At 61.8% G+C, this 15,444-nt stretch carries 21 protein-coding genes and 1 tRNA gene; 14 read left to right on the plus strand and 8 right to left on the minus strand.

The genetic code is table 11. The features are described from left to right. Positions 1-115 precede the first annotated feature (115 nt). Positions 116-382, minus strand: a complete 267-nt coding sequence (locus NLM15_RS21625) for a hypothetical protein (protein WP_254119222.1) — start codon at positions 380-382, stop codon at positions 116-118. Positions 383-492: 110 nt separating this feature from the next. Continuing rightward, on the minus strand, positions 493-795 hold the full coding sequence (locus tag NLM15_RS21630; RefSeq protein WP_254119224.1) for a hypothetical protein: 303 nt from the start codon (positions 793-795) through the stop codon (positions 493-495). Between the two features lie 514 nt (positions 796-1,309). Here NLM15_RS21630 and NLM15_RS21635 point away from each other — a divergent pair. After that, positions 1,310-1,606 (plus strand): HU family DNA-binding protein, encoded by a 297-nt coding sequence (locus tag NLM15_RS21635; protein ID WP_007591377.1) that lies wholly within the window; start codon positions 1,310-1,312, stop codon positions 1,604-1,606. Positions 1,607-1,730: 124 nt separating this feature from the next. Then, a complete protein-coding gene (locus NLM15_RS21640; RefSeq protein WP_254119225.1) occupies positions 1,731-1,895 on the plus strand; it encodes a DUF2934 domain-containing protein in 165 nt (54 codons plus the stop codon). Here the strand turns inward: NLM15_RS21640 and NLM15_RS21645 are convergent. Continuing rightward, the gene (locus NLM15_RS21645; RefSeq protein WP_254119227.1) at positions 1,892-2,122 is read right to left on the minus strand and encodes a hypothetical protein; all 231 of its coding nucleotides are present in this window, start codon (positions 2,120-2,122) and stop codon (positions 1,892-1,894) included. The two genes, NLM15_RS21640 and NLM15_RS21645, sit on opposite strands and share 4 nt — an antisense overlap. Before the next feature lie 363 nt (positions 2,123-2,485). Between NLM15_RS21645 and NLM15_RS21650 the strand changes: the two genes are divergently transcribed. The 4 genes from NLM15_RS21650 to NLM15_RS21665 all read left to right on the plus strand — a co-directional run bounded on the left by NLM15_RS21650 (position 2,486) and on the right by NLM15_RS21665 (position 4,515). Beyond that, positions 2,486-2,623, plus strand: a complete 138-nt coding sequence (locus NLM15_RS21650) for a hypothetical protein (RefSeq protein ID WP_254119229.1) — start codon at positions 2,486-2,488, stop codon at positions 2,621-2,623. 371 nt (positions 2,624-2,994) lie between these two features. Continuing rightward, entirely contained in the window at positions 2,995-3,141 is a 147-nt protein-coding gene (locus NLM15_RS21655; protein WP_254119230.1) for a hypothetical protein, read from the plus strand. A gap of 332 nt (positions 3,142-3,473) precedes the next feature. Further along, positions 3,474-3,671, plus strand: a complete 198-nt coding sequence (locus NLM15_RS21660; protein WP_254119232.1) for a hypothetical protein — start codon at positions 3,474-3,476, stop codon at positions 3,669-3,671. Between the two features lie 559 nt (positions 3,672-4,230). Next, entirely contained in the window at positions 4,231-4,515 is a 285-nt protein-coding gene (locus NLM15_RS21665) for a hypothetical protein (protein ID WP_254119234.1), read from the plus strand. 68 nt (positions 4,516-4,583) lie between these two features. On the opposite strand, the gene NLM15_RS21670 is transcribed toward NLM15_RS21665, so the two are convergent. Continuing rightward, positions 4,584-4,748, minus strand: coding sequence for a hypothetical protein (locus tag NLM15_RS21670; protein ID WP_015686271.1), 165 nt, complete (start codon positions 4,746-4,748; stop codon positions 4,584-4,586). Between the two features lie 268 nt (positions 4,749-5,016). On the opposite strand from NLM15_RS21670, the gene NLM15_RS21675 reads away from it, so the two are divergent. The 5 genes from NLM15_RS21675 (at position 5,017) to NLM15_RS21695 (ending at position 8,351) form a co-directional block, all read left to right on the plus strand. After that, positions 5,017-5,778, plus strand: coding sequence for an NAD-dependent protein deacetylase (locus tag NLM15_RS21675; protein WP_254119235.1), 762 nt, complete (start codon positions 5,017-5,019; stop codon positions 5,776-5,778). A gap of 199 nt (positions 5,779-5,977) precedes the next feature. Continuing rightward, positions 5,978-6,613 carry a cold-shock protein gene (locus NLM15_RS21680; protein WP_254119237.1) on the plus strand — a complete coding sequence of 212 codons (636 nt, stop codon included), beginning with the start codon at positions 5,978-5,980 and terminating at the stop codon, positions 6,611-6,613. A gap of 184 nt (positions 6,614-6,797) precedes the next feature. After that, the gene (locus NLM15_RS21685) at positions 6,798-7,280 is read left to right on the plus strand and encodes a DUF192 domain-containing protein (protein ID WP_254119239.1); all 483 of its coding nucleotides are present in this window, start codon (positions 6,798-6,800) and stop codon (positions 7,278-7,280) included. Between the two features lie 84 nt (positions 7,281-7,364). Continuing rightward, positions 7,365-7,441: transfer RNA gene (locus NLM15_RS21690), tRNA-Pro, on the plus strand. A 181-nt stretch (positions 7,442-7,622) separates the two neighbouring features. After that, positions 7,623-8,351, plus strand: coding sequence for an outer membrane protein (locus tag NLM15_RS21695; RefSeq protein WP_254119241.1), 729 nt, complete (start codon positions 7,623-7,625; stop codon positions 8,349-8,351). A 34-nt stretch (positions 8,352-8,385) separates the two neighbouring features. Here the strand turns inward: NLM15_RS21695 and NLM15_RS21700 are convergent, their stop codons facing one another. After that, the gene (locus NLM15_RS21700; RefSeq protein WP_254119243.1) at positions 8,386-8,547 is read right to left on the minus strand and encodes an RNA-binding protein; all 162 of its coding nucleotides are present in this window, start codon (positions 8,545-8,547) and stop codon (positions 8,386-8,388) included. A gap of 333 nt (positions 8,548-8,880) precedes the next feature. Here NLM15_RS21700 and NLM15_RS21705 point away from each other — a divergent pair, with 333 nt between their 5' ends. Both NLM15_RS21705 and NLM15_RS21710 read left to right on the plus strand, forming a co-directional pair. After that, on the plus strand, positions 8,881-9,270 hold the full coding sequence (locus tag NLM15_RS21705; protein ID WP_254119245.1) for a hypothetical protein: 390 nt from the start codon (positions 8,881-8,883) through the stop codon (positions 9,268-9,270). Between the two features lie 794 nt (positions 9,271-10,064). Next, positions 10,065-10,256, plus strand: coding sequence for a hypothetical protein (locus NLM15_RS21710; RefSeq protein ID WP_028150987.1), 192 nt, complete (start codon positions 10,065-10,067; stop codon positions 10,254-10,256). A 13-nt stretch (positions 10,257-10,269) separates the two neighbouring features. On the opposite strand, the gene NLM15_RS21715 is transcribed toward NLM15_RS21710, so the two are convergent. Further along, positions 10,270-11,448, minus strand: coding sequence for an OpgC domain-containing protein (locus NLM15_RS21715; RefSeq protein ID WP_254119247.1), 1,179 nt, complete (start codon positions 11,446-11,448; stop codon positions 10,270-10,272). 257 nt (positions 11,449-11,705) lie between these two features. On the opposite strand from NLM15_RS21715, the gene NLM15_RS21720 reads away from it, so the two are divergent. Continuing rightward, a complete protein-coding gene (locus NLM15_RS21720) occupies positions 11,706-12,011 on the plus strand; it encodes an ETC complex I subunit (protein ID WP_254119249.1) in 306 nt (101 codons plus the stop codon). 119 nt (positions 12,012-12,130) lie between these two features. On the opposite strand, the gene NLM15_RS21725 is transcribed toward NLM15_RS21720, so the two are convergent. Further along, positions 12,131-13,672 carry a DUF1254 domain-containing protein gene (locus NLM15_RS21725; RefSeq protein ID WP_254119251.1) on the minus strand — a complete coding sequence of 514 codons (1,542 nt, stop codon included), beginning with the start codon at positions 13,670-13,672 and terminating at the stop codon, positions 12,131-12,133. A 51-nt stretch (positions 13,673-13,723) separates the two neighbouring features. Beyond that, a complete protein-coding gene (locus NLM15_RS21730; protein ID WP_375166854.1) occupies positions 13,724-15,199 on the minus strand; it encodes a DUF1254 domain-containing protein in 1,476 nt (491 codons plus the stop codon). Positions 15,200-15,444: the final 245 nt, after the last annotated feature.

Below are 15,444 nucleotides of genomic sequence, written 5' to 3' on the forward strand. Positions count from 1 at the left end.
GCGCGTGAGAACCGGGCGTTCCTGTGCTGCCATCATTGCTGGGAGCAGGCATGAGTGGGCCGCGCCGCCTTGTGCGAAGCGGCGCGGCCGGACGTGAGCGCTACAGGAATTCCGCTTACTTCATGTTGCTGCGAGTCTTGGTGCCGCCCTGGTCGCTGCCCGGGCCGGAGCCGCCCTGGCCGGAGGCGTCGGGCTTCACCATTCCGCCCTTGTTCATGCCGTCCTTGCTCATCCCGGTCGTGCCCGTCGAGCCCCTGTCCATCTTGTTCATGCCGGGCTTCTGCATGTTGTCGGATTGCGGGGCGGGGCCGGTCTGGTTCTGGGCAAAGGCAGAGCCGCACATGAGACCGGCGGCTGCGGCAGCGATGATGAACTTCTTCATCTCGAACTCCTGGTTGGTTGTGTGGGCCAACGGGAGTGCAGAAGCCCCGTTCCTAAACGGGGCCTTTTTGGAGCAAAGAAATAGCAGGCCGGAAATGTCGCCGTCTGCTGCTACGCCGCGATCCGCTGGTCGACGGGCGTTGTCAGATATTTGAGCGCCTGTGCATGTTGCAGATCGGGAACCGCGATGGCGGTGTGGCTGTAGATCGCATGGGTCCGCGATTTTGCGATCTGATCAAGGATCTCGCCGCCCTTGATGACGTGCAGGCCCATGCCTTCCTGCGAAGGGAAGATCGCCAGCACCACGTCGTAAGCCCTGATGACGGCGCGAAGCGCCTCGGCCTTGTCTTCGGCGATGTCGACGAACACGCGAACATCAGCCGCGAGTTCACGCAGCTCGTTAAAATCCAGCACTTTGGGGGTACTCCAACGCAACGATACTGAAGAGAGAGTGGAGGGGTTGGGTTACTGAAGTCTCAACAACGAGGGCCGAACCACAAGTTTCACGATGAGGTGAATCCCTCCCGGGCATCTGCGTGCTCCGTGCTGCGCGGCAGGGCGTCGATGGCAGTGACCACAGGCGAGTGGACGCGGCGCCGGCCTTCGAACGGCCATGCCCGGCCACGACGCTGTGGAGAAAGCGAAAGCCCCGCCTGGGGGAAGCGGGGCTCTCTGATGGGGGGTGAAGCTTGGGGACTTCAATTAGTTAGACGCGCCAGCGGGCGATTGGTTCAAAACAACACGGCAGCATGCTGCGACAGCTTTCAAGGGAGGAGTGGAACCCTCGCGGATACCCTGCTTGTATTTTGGGGCTCGATGGGTTCTAAGCCCGGGACTTCACGACATCAGGCATGAATCAGCATCACACTTGTGTGGTTCAGCCGCGTCCTGAGCAGGATTTGCTCGCCCGCACAAAAGGAATTCAGACATGGCGAAGATGACGAAGACTCAATTGATTGATGCAATTGCCGAGGGCACGCAGCTGTCGAAGAACGACGTGAAGTCGGTGATCGAGTACATGGCGACGGTCGGCTACAAGGAGCTCAACGAGTCCGGCGAGTTCGTCATTCCCGGCTTCGTGAAGATGTCGGTCGTGAACAAGCCCGCCACCGAAGCCCGCATGGGCGTCAATCCCTTCACCAAGGAGCCGATGCAGTTTGCGGCGAAGCCGGCGAGCAAGTCGGTGAAGGCCTCGCCGCTGAAGGTGGCCAAGGACTCCGTCTAAGCGGCTCGCGATGTCGTTGCGGCGCTTCCTGTCGCGAAGCGCCGCGACGGCCGCCGTGCGATGGTGACGCCTGGACGGAACTCTCCGGCGGTGTCAGGCTTTGCTTCCGAAAGGGAGGCAGCGCATGGCCAGTTTGAGCGAGGAAGAGATTCGAACCCGCGCCTATCACCTCTGGATGGACGCCGGCGAACCCGCGGGAAAGATGGACACTTTTTGGTACCAAGCCGAAAAGCAACTTCTCGCCGAGCGAAATGAGCAAGCCGCAGTGCCGGCGCCGCGCGATCGCTAGACGGACACATCCACGATTGCCGGCGTATCGACCTCGCGCTCGCGCCAGACGACAAAATCGCGTTTGGGATTGAGCCACTGGTACTCGGAGCCGTGCGCCTTCACATGTTCGAGCGCCGCATCGCGCGCGCTGGTCTCGTCGGGCGCTTCGACCATGATCTCCACGGTCTCTTCGATCTGACGCACCACCTCGACGGCGAAGTATTTTCTGTCGCTCTTCCTGGTCACGGCCCCTCTCTCCGGAGAGAGTAACGGGGAGGGCGCCAGCGCGTTCCGGTCAGCCAGCAGCCCAAAAGAAAAACCCCGCGCTTTCGCACGGGGCTCTCTTGGCTGGCGGCGTTGGGATTTCAGCGCCTGACCGCCGGCCGTACCTCTAACTTAAGGTTGAAAATCCAAAAAGCAACAGCGCCGCGGTGACGGAGTATATTCGTCAGGCGGCGCTGCGATGTTGACCGGGCGCTGAAATCCCCAGCCTCCATGGGTCCGCCCAGCGCCAAAAAGGTTCAACGCGACAGGGTGGAAAATCGCGCGCGAGGGGCTGGACTTTTGTTCTCATTTTGTTCTAGTTGGTCATCACGTTGGAGGTGACGCATGACCATCGAGAAACAGCGCGAGATCATCAGGCTCTGGAACCAGCTCAGGAAGGTCGAAGGCCCGGCCGCAGAAGAGCTCCGCATCCAGATCCTCGAATGTTTTTCCGAGAAGGCCAACGCCAAGCGCGCGGCGTGAGGAGCCTCGACGGGTGACGACGGCGACAGACCTCCGCCACGCGGCTTCGCGCGGCATCGATGTGAACCATGCCGCGAGATCGTGATCGTGATTGCGATCGTCTCGAAACTTCCGCCGCCGAAGAGCCTTGGCGCCAAAGAGTCCTGTCGTTGAAGACGTGACGGTGCGCGCCTTCATCAATCGTTAGGAGTCGCTCCGCGCCGATTGTTTCGACTCCGATTCGTTCTTTGCGAACGAAATGGAGTCGGATGCAGAACAAGGCGTGGCTTCTGTGTCGATGCGGGACATGCCTTGTCGCGGCGAGTTGGTGTGATGCTTCGCACAGTCCCGCCCTCGTGTCCTCGTTACGGAATGAGGCGAGGGAGAGCGACATGGATGTGTGCTGGTTTCTCGCCGAGATCGTGAAAGTGTTCTGGTACGACAGGCACCCGCGGCTGCGCAAAGGCAGGCCGTCGGTGCCGCAGGTGCCGCCACCACACAAGCCCGACGACACTCAGGTGATCGGGCGTTCGTCGTGACCATGCGTTCGCTTTCGCGACGATCCACACTGCTTGTTAAGAAACGCTCCGCGCTGATTTCTTCGATTCCGATTCGTTCTTCGAGAACGAAAGGCAGGCGAAGCTGGAACAAAACCGGCCGACGTTGGCCTTTCAGTTCGCGCGATCTTTAAGCGGCTCGCGGAGATGCAACGACGCCGCGCAAACTCCTAACGAAAGTTTGCGGGGAAGCCGATAACCCTATTCGGTTAGGTTAAAAGCCCAATCGCGTTGCGCTTGCCGTTGTTTGGGATAGGTGTCTGGCAACGACAAGAACGACTTTGCCAAGAAGCAAGTTTGCGAAGACAGATTTCATGACACCTTTTTCAGAACCGTCCTTTTATCAAGGCGACCGGCACACCTACCGGCGTGTCGCCATCGTCGGCATGCTGTTCTGTCTCGCCTTCGTGGCGATCAGTTTCTCGCTGCGGCCGCAGTTCGAGGACACCCGCGTCGCGGTCAAGGCCGACAGGTTGGTGCGCACGGCAGGCCAGGCGCCGCGCGCCAATTAGCGCTCATCGTTGCAGCCGGGAATCGTCGGCTGAATGGTCGCCGGACCCGCCGCCGCGGGTCGCGAGCGCGACGAAGCCGGCATAACCGGACAAATTGAGCAGAACTTCGAGCCACGCGGGCATGTCGGGTCCCTTCTGCGTGTGAGGTGACTCAACGTGCGCGGGTAATCCTTGTTCCCCGCGCGCCGAAACAAACGCGCTCAGAGCGGAGAGGAGGGGGCGAGCCGCCGGCCGGGAACCAGCCCGCGGATACGGGCAGCAAAGCCGATAGCGGCAATGTTTCCTCCCCGGCATTCGTCCCGATGGCAGCCATCGCTGCTGCTGCCATGTCCACTCCCTGAAATGAAGAACCCCGCCAGCACCGCGGAGGATGCTGACGGGGTCTTCGTGCTGTCACCTCTACCGGATAGCGGAGGCTTCCGCACTTGCAGGATAAAATCTTCGGAGCGCGGTTTCGTTCCCTCCCTCCCGACATTTTTTCCCAGCCCGGGTTCCGCGACTGCGCGCAACCATCGCAGTCCGCTCGCGTTGTCCCGAGGCAATGCGGAAGGAGAAGAGCATGAAGAAGACACTGGCAGTTCTCGCCACCGTCGCAGCCGTCGGCGTGACGGCGGTCGCGGTACCTGCGCCCGCCGAGGCGCACTACCGCGGCGTTGGCCCCGGCCTCGCGTTCGGCCTGGCCGCCGGCGCGATCACCGCAGGTGCGGTCGCAGCGTCCCGTCCGTACGGCTATGGCCCGGGCTACGGCTATTATGACGGCCCCGGCTACTATTACGGCCCTCGCCCTTACGCCTATTACGGTGGCGGCCCGTATTACCGCCGGCACTATTACCGTCACTGGTAACCGCTGAATAAGCGAAAAGCCCGGAGCGATGCCCCGGGCTTTTTTCATGCGTGGCGATCGGAAATGTCTTAGGGCCAGAGCGAGGGCCGTTCCACCTTGCGCGCATTGTCGAGCGTCGAAACGAAATACTCTTCGCGCTCGCGCTTGAATTTTTCCTGAGTGGCACGGAATGCGGCGACACGGGCGGCAATCTCTTCGCGTTCGCGGATTTTGCGTTGTTCGTCTTCGGTCATTGTCAAATCCTCTCCACACGTCAGTATGTGCACTACTGAACCCAAGCACTGCCGCCGCAATCACCTTGAGTCGCGTCAACACATGCATTGGCGCTTCTGATTGAGGCGTCAATGGGGAGGGGGCATTGCAGCATTGTGATAAGCGACGGTCGGAAAAAATTGCCGACCACAGCTTGCGCGGTTCTTGCGCGGCGGTGGATAAGAGCGTCAACAATCTTGTCGCTTGCGCGTGGTGCAGCTAGCGCAAAGCCAGATCGGGAGGCCGCGATTGATTGCATCGGATCTTCGCAGCGGCGTTGAGCGTCTCGGCGACATGATCGCGGAGGCGAAGACCATCGTGCCGTTCACCGGCGCCGGAATCTCCACCGAATGCGGCATTCCCGACTTCCGCTCGCCGGGCGGAATTTGGACGCGCTACCGTCCGATCGAGTTCGGCGACTTCGTCGCGAGCCAGGAGGCGCGTGACGAATCCTGGCGCCGCCGCTTTGCGATGGAGGAGGTGTTCGCCGCGGCAAAGCCCGGCCGCGGTCATCGCGCGCTGGCCTCGCTCTACCGCGCCGGCAAGATCCCCGCGATCATCACCCAGAACATCGACAATCTGCACCAGGCCTCGGGCTTCGCCGCCGAGCACGTGATCGAGCTTCACGGCAATACCACTTATGCGCGCTGCATCGGATGCGGGCAGACCTATCAGCTCGACTGGGTGAAGCGCCGTTTCGACGAAGACGGCGCCGCGCCCAACTGCACCGCGTGCGACGAGCCGGTGAAGACCGCGACGATCTCGTTCGGCCAGATGATGCCGGAGGACGAAATGCAGCGCGCGAGCGCGCTGTCGCAAGCCTGCGACCTCTTCATCGCGATCGGTTCCTCGCTCGTGGTGTGGCCGGCGGCGGGCTTTCCGATGATGGCGAAGAACGCCGGTGCACGTCTTGTGATCATCAATCGCGAGCCGACCGATCAGGACGACATCGCCGACCTCGTCATCCGCCACGACATCGGCGAGACTCTCGGGCCCTTTGTCGCAAATTGAGGCATCAATTTGATTCGCGGCTGTGCAAGCTGTTCATAGGTTCCGGCGAATCTCTTTTTTATCTATGCCTCGCAACCGGGAGTGTTATCTTTTGAGTCGAAAGATTCGCATCGCGTCGAATTGAGAATATTCTCTTAAGACGCGTGATTCGACGCCGCCGCTGAGGCGGGTTGCAATGGGCAGTGTGGGGTCCGGGGTTATGGGGTCGTCGGACGGATTTGAGTCCAAGAAGGTCGGAGTTCCAGCGGCAGGCGAGCACGGCGGTGCCGGTCGCGACAGCGGGCTCAGTCCCTTCACCGGTCTAGGTGAGGGCAGTGCGAACCTCGTCGAGGTTCACGGCGTCATCAAATGGTTCGACGCCTCAAAGGGCTACGGCTTCATCGTTCCCGACAATGGCTGGCCAGACGTGCTCCTGCACGTCACCGTGCTCAGGCGCGACGGCTTCCAGACCGCCTATGAGGGCGCCCGCATCGTCGTCGAGTGCATCCAGCGCGCCAAGGGCTACCAGGCCTTCCGCGTGGTCTCGATGGACGAGTCGACCGCGATCCATCCGGCGCAGATGCTGCCGCCGCGCACCCATGTCACCGTGACCGCGACCAGCGGGCTGGAGCGGGCGCAGGTCAAATGGTTCAACCGCCTGCGCGGCTTCGGCTTCCTGACCTGCGGCGAGGGTACGCCCGACATCTTCGTCCACATGGAGACGCTGCGCCGCTTCGGCATGACCGAACTCCGGCCCGGCCAATATGTGCTGGTCCGCTTCGGGCCCGGCTCCAAGGGCATGATGGCGGCCGAGATCCATCCCGAGACGGGATCGCCAGGGCTTTCTTCCCATTAGAAGGCTTTCTTCGCACTAGACGGCTTTCTTCTCACTAGAAAGCTTGCGGTCGCACCGGCGGCGGCCGATCGCCAACTCCCGCAATCGTGACGAGGGGCGCGCAGGCCAGCCCGCGCGCCTCTGGCTTTTGTCACGGTCGCCGCGTAAGGACTGCTCCAGTCCCCACGCCCTCGAGTACCGTCCCATGAATTTTGATCGAAAGGCCGTCTGGTCCATTGCGAGGGGCTGGCTGGCCGCCATCCTTGTCGTCGGCTGTGCCGTCGCGAGCGCGCCCGCCGGCGCCGCCAGCTTCGAGCCGCTCGAGATCGTCACCAAGAATGGCGTGCAGGTGTTCTCGGTGGAAATGGCGACGACCGAGGAGGAAAAGCAGACCGGGCTGATGTACCGCAAGGAACTGGCTGACGGCAAAGGCATGCTGTTCGACTTCAAGCCCGAGCAGGAAGTGTCGATGTGGATGAAGAACACCTACGTCTCGCTCGACATGATCTTCATCCGCGCCGACGGCCGCATCCTGCGCATCGCCGAAAACACCGAGCCGATGTCGACCAAGATCATCTCGTCCCGGGGCCCGGCGCGGGCGGTCCTGGAGGTGGTGGCGGGAACGGCGCAGAAATACGGCATCCGCCCCGGCGACCGCGTCGGCCACCCGCTATTCGGCACCAAATAGGGCGGTTTGGCGGGGTTATCGCCGCCGGACTGAAAGCTTGCTGGCGCTTTGGGAAGCGTGTATCGACGGGGCTCGCTGGACATTCGGGGTATAGCGCAGCCTGGTAGCGCGGCAGTTTTGGGTACTGCAGGTCGTTGGTTCGAATCCAGCTGCCCCGACCAGTCCCGAGGTTGAAGCTCCTTCAATTCTCTTGATAGTCCGACGCGCGAGTCCCGTTCCGCGGCCCGCCGACGGTCGGGCCGGCAGCGCGATCCCGCGAAATATTGCCGGATGCAACCTCTGCGTCAGGTTCGCGTGGTACTGATCCCCGCTCAAGGGGTGGCGAATGGGGAAGCTCGGGACATGTTGAAGTATCTCTGCGGCGCGGCGGTTCTCGCCCTGTCTGTCACGACGGCATCGGCCGCTGACCTCGCGCTGAAGGCAGCTCGCGCGGCTCCCGTCTCGTTCACCTGGACCGGCTGCTATGTCGGCGGTCACCTCGGCGGCGTCGTCAGCGACGATCGCACCATCAGCAGCATCGGAACGACGGTTGATTTCAGCTCGTCCGGCTTTGTCGGTGGCGGACAGATCGGCTGCAACTATCAGTTCGCGCCGAACTGGCTCGTCGGCGCAGAAGGCCGCGCCGCGTGGTCGAGCCTTTCGAACCACCATGCCGGCAGTGTCAGATTTCCCGCGCTCGGCAACCTCATCGTGCCGTCGCAGTTCGGCCTCGAGAACGATTTCCTCGCTTCGGCCACCGCACGGCTCGGCTACGTCTACGCCGAACGCTGGCTGCTCTATGTGCGGGGCGGCGCCGCCTGGACCCGCGAGAAGATCGACGATGCGTTCATCGCTCCAGTCGCCGGCGTCCTGACCGATCCCGGCGCAACCGTCACGCGGACCGGCTGGACAGCAGGCGCGGGCGTGGAATGGGCGTTCGCACAGCACTGGTCGGCCAATGTCGAATACAATTACCACGACTTCGGCACGAAGGGCCCCATCCTGCTGACCAGTCCGGTCAACAGCGTCACCGTCTCCAACCTCAAGGACACGATTCACGCCGGGACCGTCGGCGTGAACTATCACTTCTGATTCGTTGGCGACGACTGCGGCCGGCGGCGCAGGTTCAGAACAGCAGCCAATTGGCGAGGCGCCAGGCGATCCAGGCGAGGGCGCCGATCCAGCCCAGCATTGCGATCCCGGCGATGCCCAGCCCGCATAGCGCGAACAGCGAATTTTCGGTCTCCGGCGTGGCCGAGAGTTTCTCGGTCGTATCGATTTGACTCACGGCATCCCCTTGCCTGACGGCCTGCTGTTCATTGGTCTCCGCTCGCTCGTGAAAATTCACCGGCCGCGCTCCAGCTCACACGGTCGTGAGACGAGATGACCGTCCGTACATGACGCGGCGCGTCCATCGCAGCCACGCGGCTTCCCCGGACAGATGGGAAGAACATGCAACTCGTGGCGCGGTGATTGGTTGCGACCGCAGGAGCGGGAACTGCGCGCCGCAGCGACGATTTTTCGCAGCGCCGGCGCCTGCTTCGCGTGCCCCTTGCGTTGAAGGAGCGGGCAGGGCGCGCCATCGGCAAAGCGCCCGCGGCTTCCCTTGAGCGAGGACTTCATGTCGATCAGTGCGATTGCTTCATCCGCCGCGACGGCCTCGACCTTCCAGTCGACCACGGCGGCGTCATCCTCCGCTGCCTCATCGACGTCGTCGACGTCGTCGACATCCGCCACGTCGGCGACGTCCGCCGCGTCCGCGACATCGTCCTCGCGATCCGCGGGCGGCAGTTCCGGATCGGGCGGTGGCGGCAGCTCGGCCAAGACCATCGTCAGCGAGGTCTCGACCACCGTTGGCGGCATCACCACCACGACGATCACCTATTCCGACGGCACGACCGAGGTCCAGACCTCGACCAGCCCGCAAGCCGGCCAAGGCAACCAGGCGGGCCAGACCTACAACGCGCAGGGCACGCTCAGCGCCAATGCGCAGAGCACGTCGAGCATCTGAGCCGGTGGATCGCCGGGCGCGGGGCACGCGGCCGTCGTGTCCTGAAGCGCGTGCGAACCATGCGGAAAGCCTTGCTTGAAGCCTTGCCCGAACGCTTGCCTAACCCTTGCCTAACCCCTGGCGCTTGTTCTTCACCCAGCGTGACTTCTGGGCGATCTTTCAATGCATTGCGCAGGCCGGTCCGGCGCAGAATTCACAAATTTGCATCGAACCTTTGGCTGTCGCCATAGACATAAGAGTGTTGGGGGATTTCAGCGCCCAATACCTAAACGGACGCCGCCAAGCGATGATATTCCGCTTGCGCGGCGTCGCGCTTTTCCGAGCGATCAGTTCGTCGCGCACCAGCCAAGCGGAAACGGCAGGAACGGCCAGACCAGCTGATTGTCGTTGGCGGCCTTCGGCGGTTCTTGAGCGGACGTCTTGACGCGCGGAGCAGCCGGCGTCGAGCGCAGCGCCAGGCGCAAACATGCACATTGCAAATTCATTGTGGTCGACCCCGGCCAGTCAATTGTTTTGAAAATTGGAGATCAGTTCAAAATTACGGAGCGCCCAAACGGCGCGTTCATTCTCAAAGCGCGCATGCATTCTAGAAAAATCGACGCCTGCTTTCAACCGGTGTCTGCGCACCTGTGGACGACAAGTAAGGTTGATCGGTTAGGTTAAGGGCGAGAGGTTGTTGCGGCCCCATTCGAGGCTGTTATCAGGTCGGCAAGGCTCGCGATGGGCTACCTGCAAGAGGTACTCACACAGGATCACAGTTCGTCGCGGCGCTCATATTTTGTGAGTTTTGCGTCATGTCTTTCGATCGCAACGTCCGAACCGTCCATCCGCAGTCGAGCTGGACCGAGATCTGGCACCTCTGGACCGTGATCGTGCCGCGCCGCTCGATCAACGGGCAGCTGGTCTATGGAAAGGTCTGGCGCCGCCACGACGGCCGCGACTGGATCTACAAGAAGTTCACCGAATACGACAGCGAAGCGGCCTGAGCCCCCGCCGGGATCAGGCGGCCTTTGCAGGCGGGGCGACCGCGGGCTTGGCCGGCGGCGGCTTCAGCGGCTTGTCCTGCTTCTTCGACCAGGAGATGTAATAGGCCACCGTCGTCATGATCGCGATGCCGGCGATGCTGACGAAGAGTTGCGCGAACACCGAACCCGAGCTCATCGACAGCTCGAAATGGCCGACGAAGGACAGGAACACGCCGACGCAGAACACGGCGAGCGACTGCTGGCCGCACACGATCAGCGGATCGAACACCTTCCACTCCAGGCCCGGCCATTCCTTCGGCACGAAGCGGATCACCAGGATCACGATCACGACGAAGTGGAGGAAGCGGTAGGGCGCAAGGTTGGTCTTGTCATTGGGGTTGAAGGCCGAGAACAGCCATTGCGGGAACATGCCACCGAAGGTGGGGAAGCGGCCGGCCATGGTCATGACCAGCGCGAAGGCGAGATAGCCGAGGCAGAGCCACAGCGTGATCGGCGAGTTGATCAGGGCGCCGGAGCGCCGTGCCCCGCCCATCGCACACCAGGCGCCGAACACGAACAGCACCTGCCAGCAATACGGGTTGAAGTACCACTGGCCGGCCGGATAGGCGGTCAGATTCCAGCCGAAGTGGCGCGCGGCCAGCCACAGCACGATCGAGAGCACCATCGTCAGGTCGGGCTTGCGCAGCATGAACCACAGGATCGGCGGAAACAGGCCCATCAGCACGATGTAGAGCGGCAGCACGTCGAGATTGAGCGGCTTGAAGCGCAGGAAAAGGCCCTGGCGCAGCGTCTCGGTGGCGTTGTCGACGAGGCCGGCGACGTTGAACTCGTTGATCATCTCGGAATCGCCGAAGCGCAGCGCGAGATAGCTGATCGAGGCGATGTAGATCACGAACAGGATGATGTGGGCGACATAGAGCTGCCAGACCCGCTTGGTGAGGCGGGTGGCGCCGACGATGAAGCCGCGCTCCAGCATCATCCGCGCGTAGACGAAGGAGGCGGTGTAGCCGGAGATGAAGACGAACAGATCGGCGGCGTCGGAGAAGCCGTAATTGCGCGTCGTGATCCAGTTCACGACGTTGTCGGGGATGTGGTCGAGGAAGATCGCCCAGTTGGCGACGCCGCGAAACAGGTCGAGCCTGAGATCACGGCCTTTCTCGGGGAGCGTTGCGCTGACGTTCAGGAAGGCCATTCGACGGGGGCTTTCGAAAGGGACAGACAGGCAGGCGTCGGCGATGCAGCGCCGCCGGGCGGCATCCCGGGGCGGAAGGCGGGTACGCAATTGTCACGGTGCAGCATAATGACTATACCCGTCGGCGAGGCACCCAGGGACCGGAATCACCGAACAGTTCCCGAAAGGTGTCTCTATACTATGCCCACGGTTTCCACCAACTGCTACCGTGACGCATCGAATTCGACCGAAAAGACGCACAGAGGCCCGGACCGACCATGACCGCACGCATTTTCAAGCCCGCCAAGAACGCGATGCAATCCGGCCGGTCCAAGACCAAGGAATGGCAGCTCGACTACGAGCCGGAACAGCCCCGTTCGGTCGAGCCGCTGATGGGCTGGACCTCGTCCGGGGACATGAAGCAGCAGATCACGCTGCGTTTCCACTCCAAGGAAGAGGCCGTCGCCTATTGCGAGCGCAAGGGCATCGCCTACCAGGTGATCGAGCCCCAGGATTCGATCCGCCGGCCGGCTGCCTATGCCGACAATTTCTCGTTCCGGCGCGGCGAGCCCTGGACGCATTGAGGGGCGCTACGCCCGTTTAGGCCTCGTCATGCCCGGGCTTGTCCCGCCTGCGCGGCCGAAGCCGCTTCGGCGGGGCGCTACCTCGTCGGCGGCGACGATGGACATTCGCCAGAACCTTCTCAGGCAACTTTTCGAATGACCGGCGGCTTCCAGGATTCGTTCAAAATGCCTTCCTTGCCCCAATAGGCACGGATGTAGAGCGAGAAGTGTCCGTCCGGCGCCGGCAGCCAGTTCGTCTCCTTGTCACCGCCCGGTGACCTGGCGCCGGCATAGAGCGTCAGAGAGCCGTCGGCGTTGCGCTTGAGGTTCTTGTTCTTGGTGCCGAGCGAATAGCGCTTGAGGTTGTTGGCGTGGAAGAGATGCTTGTCGTTATAGAGCGTCAATGACCAGAAGCCGTTGACCGGCGGCTCCTCTCCCTTCGGAAACGTTATCTCGTAAGCGCTGCTGCCGTTGAGTTCGGCATTCGCGCCGTCATTGTCCGTGTAGAAATATTGCGTCTCAGTCGGCCGGTTGTCGAACATGTTCGATTTTGCCGTCCCGGTGCGGTTGAAGTAGTCGATGCCGAATTGCGCATTGTTGGTCGAGCGATTCCAGCCGTTACCGGCCGGGCGGCCGTTGTGCTTCCACTGGAAGAAGCTCTTGATGACCTTTTGCTCGGTCTCGACAGCGGTCTCGACCAATGCCTTCTTGAGTTCCGGATCCTTGCTGGCGGCATCGAGCAGCAGGCGGAATTGCCCGTACATCGCTTCCTCGCCCGGGAGCGGGCCGACGATGTCGAGCACCTCGCCGAACTGATCGAAGAATTTTTCCGGGACCACCCACTTCGTCTCCTCGCCGTCCGATTTCGGACCGGGGATGTTCGGGAGCTTACTCCATTCGACGGTCTTCATCTTGCCGGTGAAGTCCTTCAGCGGATAAGCGACAACTTGATTGACGACTGCCTGGATCGCCTTCTTGTCCTCTGCTGTGTCATCCTGGAATACACGCGGAATGGCGTTGGCAAGCGTGGTGGAGCAGCGAACGATCCCGGTAATGCCGGACGGCTTGAGGCCCTTCCAGTTCGGCCCAACCAACAAGTAGAAGCCGGGCTTTGTATGGTAGGGCTTACCGAGTTCGCCAAACTGGTCAGTGCGCGCATCGTAAAGAGCATAGACCCAGAAGCGGTCGCCAAAATCCGGGACTTGAACGACCACAGGCTCCTCATCGAGCGAGAAGAAACCAAGTCCGTAGACCACATCCTGGTTTGGACAGGTCACGAAAGTCTCCGACGGTTCGATGTAATCGTGGAGCATTCCGATCTGGCCGCGGGGCGCGACCGGTATGACGCCGTTCAACAGACCAGCCTGCGGCGCTTGCGTGATTGTCGCCCTGCGATTGATCATGTTGACCATCGGCCAACCCCAGATATAGGCCATCTGCGCGATTGCCTTCGCATAATCCGGGAACATCACGATGCCCGTCGCGGGCTCCGTTGGGGCGAGTGTGGCCTCGAGGGCCCGTTGAGCTTGAGCGGCGTCAGCGGTCAGCGCGATCGAAGCGGTCGCAATCGCGACCGGGGCTGCGGGGCCGGTGCCCAGTGCGGCGAGAGTTGCCACGCCGATACTGCCCTTCATTGCGTCGCGCCGCGTGGTGCCTTGTTCAATGATGGTTGCTGGTTTCATGCATTCTCCAGTTTCACTTCGATGGCTGAGTTGGATCGCGTCGATCTCGTCTCAGTTCACCTTCACGACGTCATCAGGTTTCCAGGTCTGGTCGAAGAATTCGACGCCGGTGCCGTAGAGACGCAGTGCCGCCAGGAAATCCCGTCCGGCGACGGTCTGGATCCAGTTCGACTCCGGCGCGTTGGCCGGCTTTTGCGGCGCGAACCAGATGTCGACCGAGCCGTCGCTGTTGGTCGCGACCTTGTTGAAGCCGTTGATCGACGGCAGCAGCTGCGGTGTCTCCGGCATCGTTCCGTCGGTGACGTTGTAGGCCGTCACGGCCCAGAACAAGGCGGCCGGCGGATTGGGCGGCAGATGCAGCTTGTAGGTGTTCGCACCGTTCAGAAATTCACCTTTGGAGTCGCGCCCTGTGAACGGATATTTCGATCCCGCGCCAAGCGTGCGCATGACCATGGCGGACGCCGTGGAATAGGCAAATTGGAAGTACGACGCCCGCTGATCCACATCGAGATAGCCGTCCTGAAGCCATTCCGCGGTGCCGCCGGCCCAAGTGTTCTCGTATTGGCGATCATTGTAGTACCGCGTACGGCCGTCCGGGCGGCCGAGCTGACGATTGGCCAGGATCATCCTCGGCGCTGTCTCGACTGCTTTCTTCAGCAGTTCCTGCTGCTTCGCGCCGGGATTGAACGGCTGGCCTTTGATGATGCCGATCGATGCCAGCACCCCGCGCAGCTCGGGATCGATGGCGGCGACGGGCTCGTAGTCGACGAACGCCTTGAGCTTCGTCCAGTAGGCATTGTCGACCGGGTACATCATGTTGACGCGCTTGCCGCTGCCATTGGGGAATTGCATCGGCTTGACGTCTTTTTCCATCGCCCACAGGGGATAGATGCGTGTTTGTTCCGCCAGCGCCACAGCGGGCTTGGGGTCAGGTCCGTTATCGCCCTTCGCCATCACGGTGCGGAAGAACAGGAAGACGTTGTAAGTCGATGATTTGAACGCGAAATACCCTTGAGGAATCTCGCCCTCGTAGCCAGGCGGCAGCAGCAGATAGAGCCCGCCACGCGCACGGTCAGGACCGATCGCACCGACATCCGTGATGGTCCGCTGGAAGAAATCGGTGAACATGCCGATCACGTTCGCAGGCGCAGCCACCACGAGCGGACCGGTCTCCTTGAGATCGAGATAGTTCATGGAGTAGACGACGTCGGCATTGGGGGTCGGCACCCACGCGCGCGAGTCCATCCTGTCTTTCCAGATCGGCAGGACGTTGTAGCCCTTTCCGAAGGCGGCCTCTGAACCGTCGCGCATGCCGATCACGTTCAATGCCGGCTGCATCGTCATGTAGACGTGGATCGCGCGCTGATAGAACAATTCGTCGCGGAGGTCCTCAGCTTCCTTCTGAGGCAGCCAATTCCCGTTGTTTATCTGTTTGAGCAGGGGAGGAACCGGCTGATCCTGCGCCATTGCGGACGAGCCGGTGAAGATAGAGGAAACCAGGAGAGCGGACATCAATACTGTTTTCATTTGCTTCCTCATTTCACACGGGAGCAATTTTCGCGACGTCGTTTCAATTGTGGATGGATCGTCCGGATACTGCTCCTCATTTGGAGCTGTATCATCGCATCAGTTCCATCTTACCGTTATGCAGTTTGTGCCAGGACGCGAGTCCTGCGGCAGTTTGACTCAAGAGAGCATCAATGACGGTGCTCGCGCGAAACGATCGGGTCGGATCCCCAGTTCCGCCTCTTGGCACCGATTCCGCCGCATGC

The organism is Bradyrhizobium sp. CCGB20, from assembly GCF_024199855.1.
Taxonomy (GTDB): Bacteria; Pseudomonadota; Alphaproteobacteria; order Rhizobiales; family Xanthobacteraceae; genus Bradyrhizobium.

Coding starts and splice junctions, on each gene's coding strand:
- NLM15_RS21625 (WP_254119222.1), bottom strand. CDS start 382: ATGAAGAAGTTCATCATCGCTGCCGCAGCCGCCGGTCTCATGTGCGGC.
- NLM15_RS21635 (WP_007591377.1), top strand. CDS start 1,310: ATGGCGAAGATGACGAAGACTCAATTGATTGATGCAATTGCCGAGGGC.
- NLM15_RS21640 (WP_254119225.1), top strand. CDS start 1,731: ATGGCCAGTTTGAGCGAGGAAGAGATTCGAACCCGCGCCTATCACCTC.
- NLM15_RS21650 (WP_254119229.1), top strand. CDS start 2,486: ATGACCATCGAGAAACAGCGCGAGATCATCAGGCTCTGGAACCAGCTC.
- NLM15_RS21655 (WP_254119230.1), top strand. CDS start 2,995: ATGGATGTGTGCTGGTTTCTCGCCGAGATCGTGAAAGTGTTCTGGTAC.
- NLM15_RS21660 (WP_254119232.1), top strand. CDS start 3,474: ATGACACCTTTTTCAGAACCGTCCTTTTATCAAGGCGACCGGCACACC.
- NLM15_RS21665 (WP_254119234.1), top strand. CDS start 4,231: ATGAAGAAGACACTGGCAGTTCTCGCCACCGTCGCAGCCGTCGGCGTG.
- NLM15_RS21670 (WP_015686271.1), bottom strand. CDS start 4,748: ATGACCGAAGACGAACAACGCAAAATCCGCGAACGCGAAGAGATTGCC.
- NLM15_RS21680 (WP_254119237.1), top strand. CDS start 5,978: ATGGGGTCGTCGGACGGATTTGAGTCCAAGAAGGTCGGAGTTCCAGCG.
- NLM15_RS21685 (WP_254119239.1), top strand. CDS start 6,798: ATGAATTTTGATCGAAAGGCCGTCTGGTCCATTGCGAGGGGCTGGCTG.
- NLM15_RS21695 (WP_254119241.1), top strand. CDS start 7,623: ATGTTGAAGTATCTCTGCGGCGCGGCGGTTCTCGCCCTGTCTGTCACG.
- NLM15_RS21705 (WP_254119245.1), top strand. CDS start 8,881: ATGTCGATCAGTGCGATTGCTTCATCCGCCGCGACGGCCTCGACCTTC.
- NLM15_RS21710 (WP_028150987.1), top strand. CDS start 10,065: ATGTCTTTCGATCGCAACGTCCGAACCGTCCATCCGCAGTCGAGCTGG.
- NLM15_RS21715 (WP_254119247.1), bottom strand. CDS start 11,448: ATGGCCTTCCTGAACGTCAGCGCAACGCTCCCCGAGAAAGGCCGTGAT.
- NLM15_RS21720 (WP_254119249.1), top strand. CDS start 11,706: ATGACCGCACGCATTTTCAAGCCCGCCAAGAACGCGATGCAATCCGGC.
- NLM15_RS21725 (WP_254119251.1), bottom strand. CDS start 13,672: ATGAAACCAGCAACCATCATTGAACAAGGCACCACGCGGCGCGACGCA.
- NLM15_RS21730 (WP_375166854.1), bottom strand. CDS start 15,199: ATGAAAACAGTATTGATGTCCGCTCTCCTGGTTTCCTCTATCTTCACC.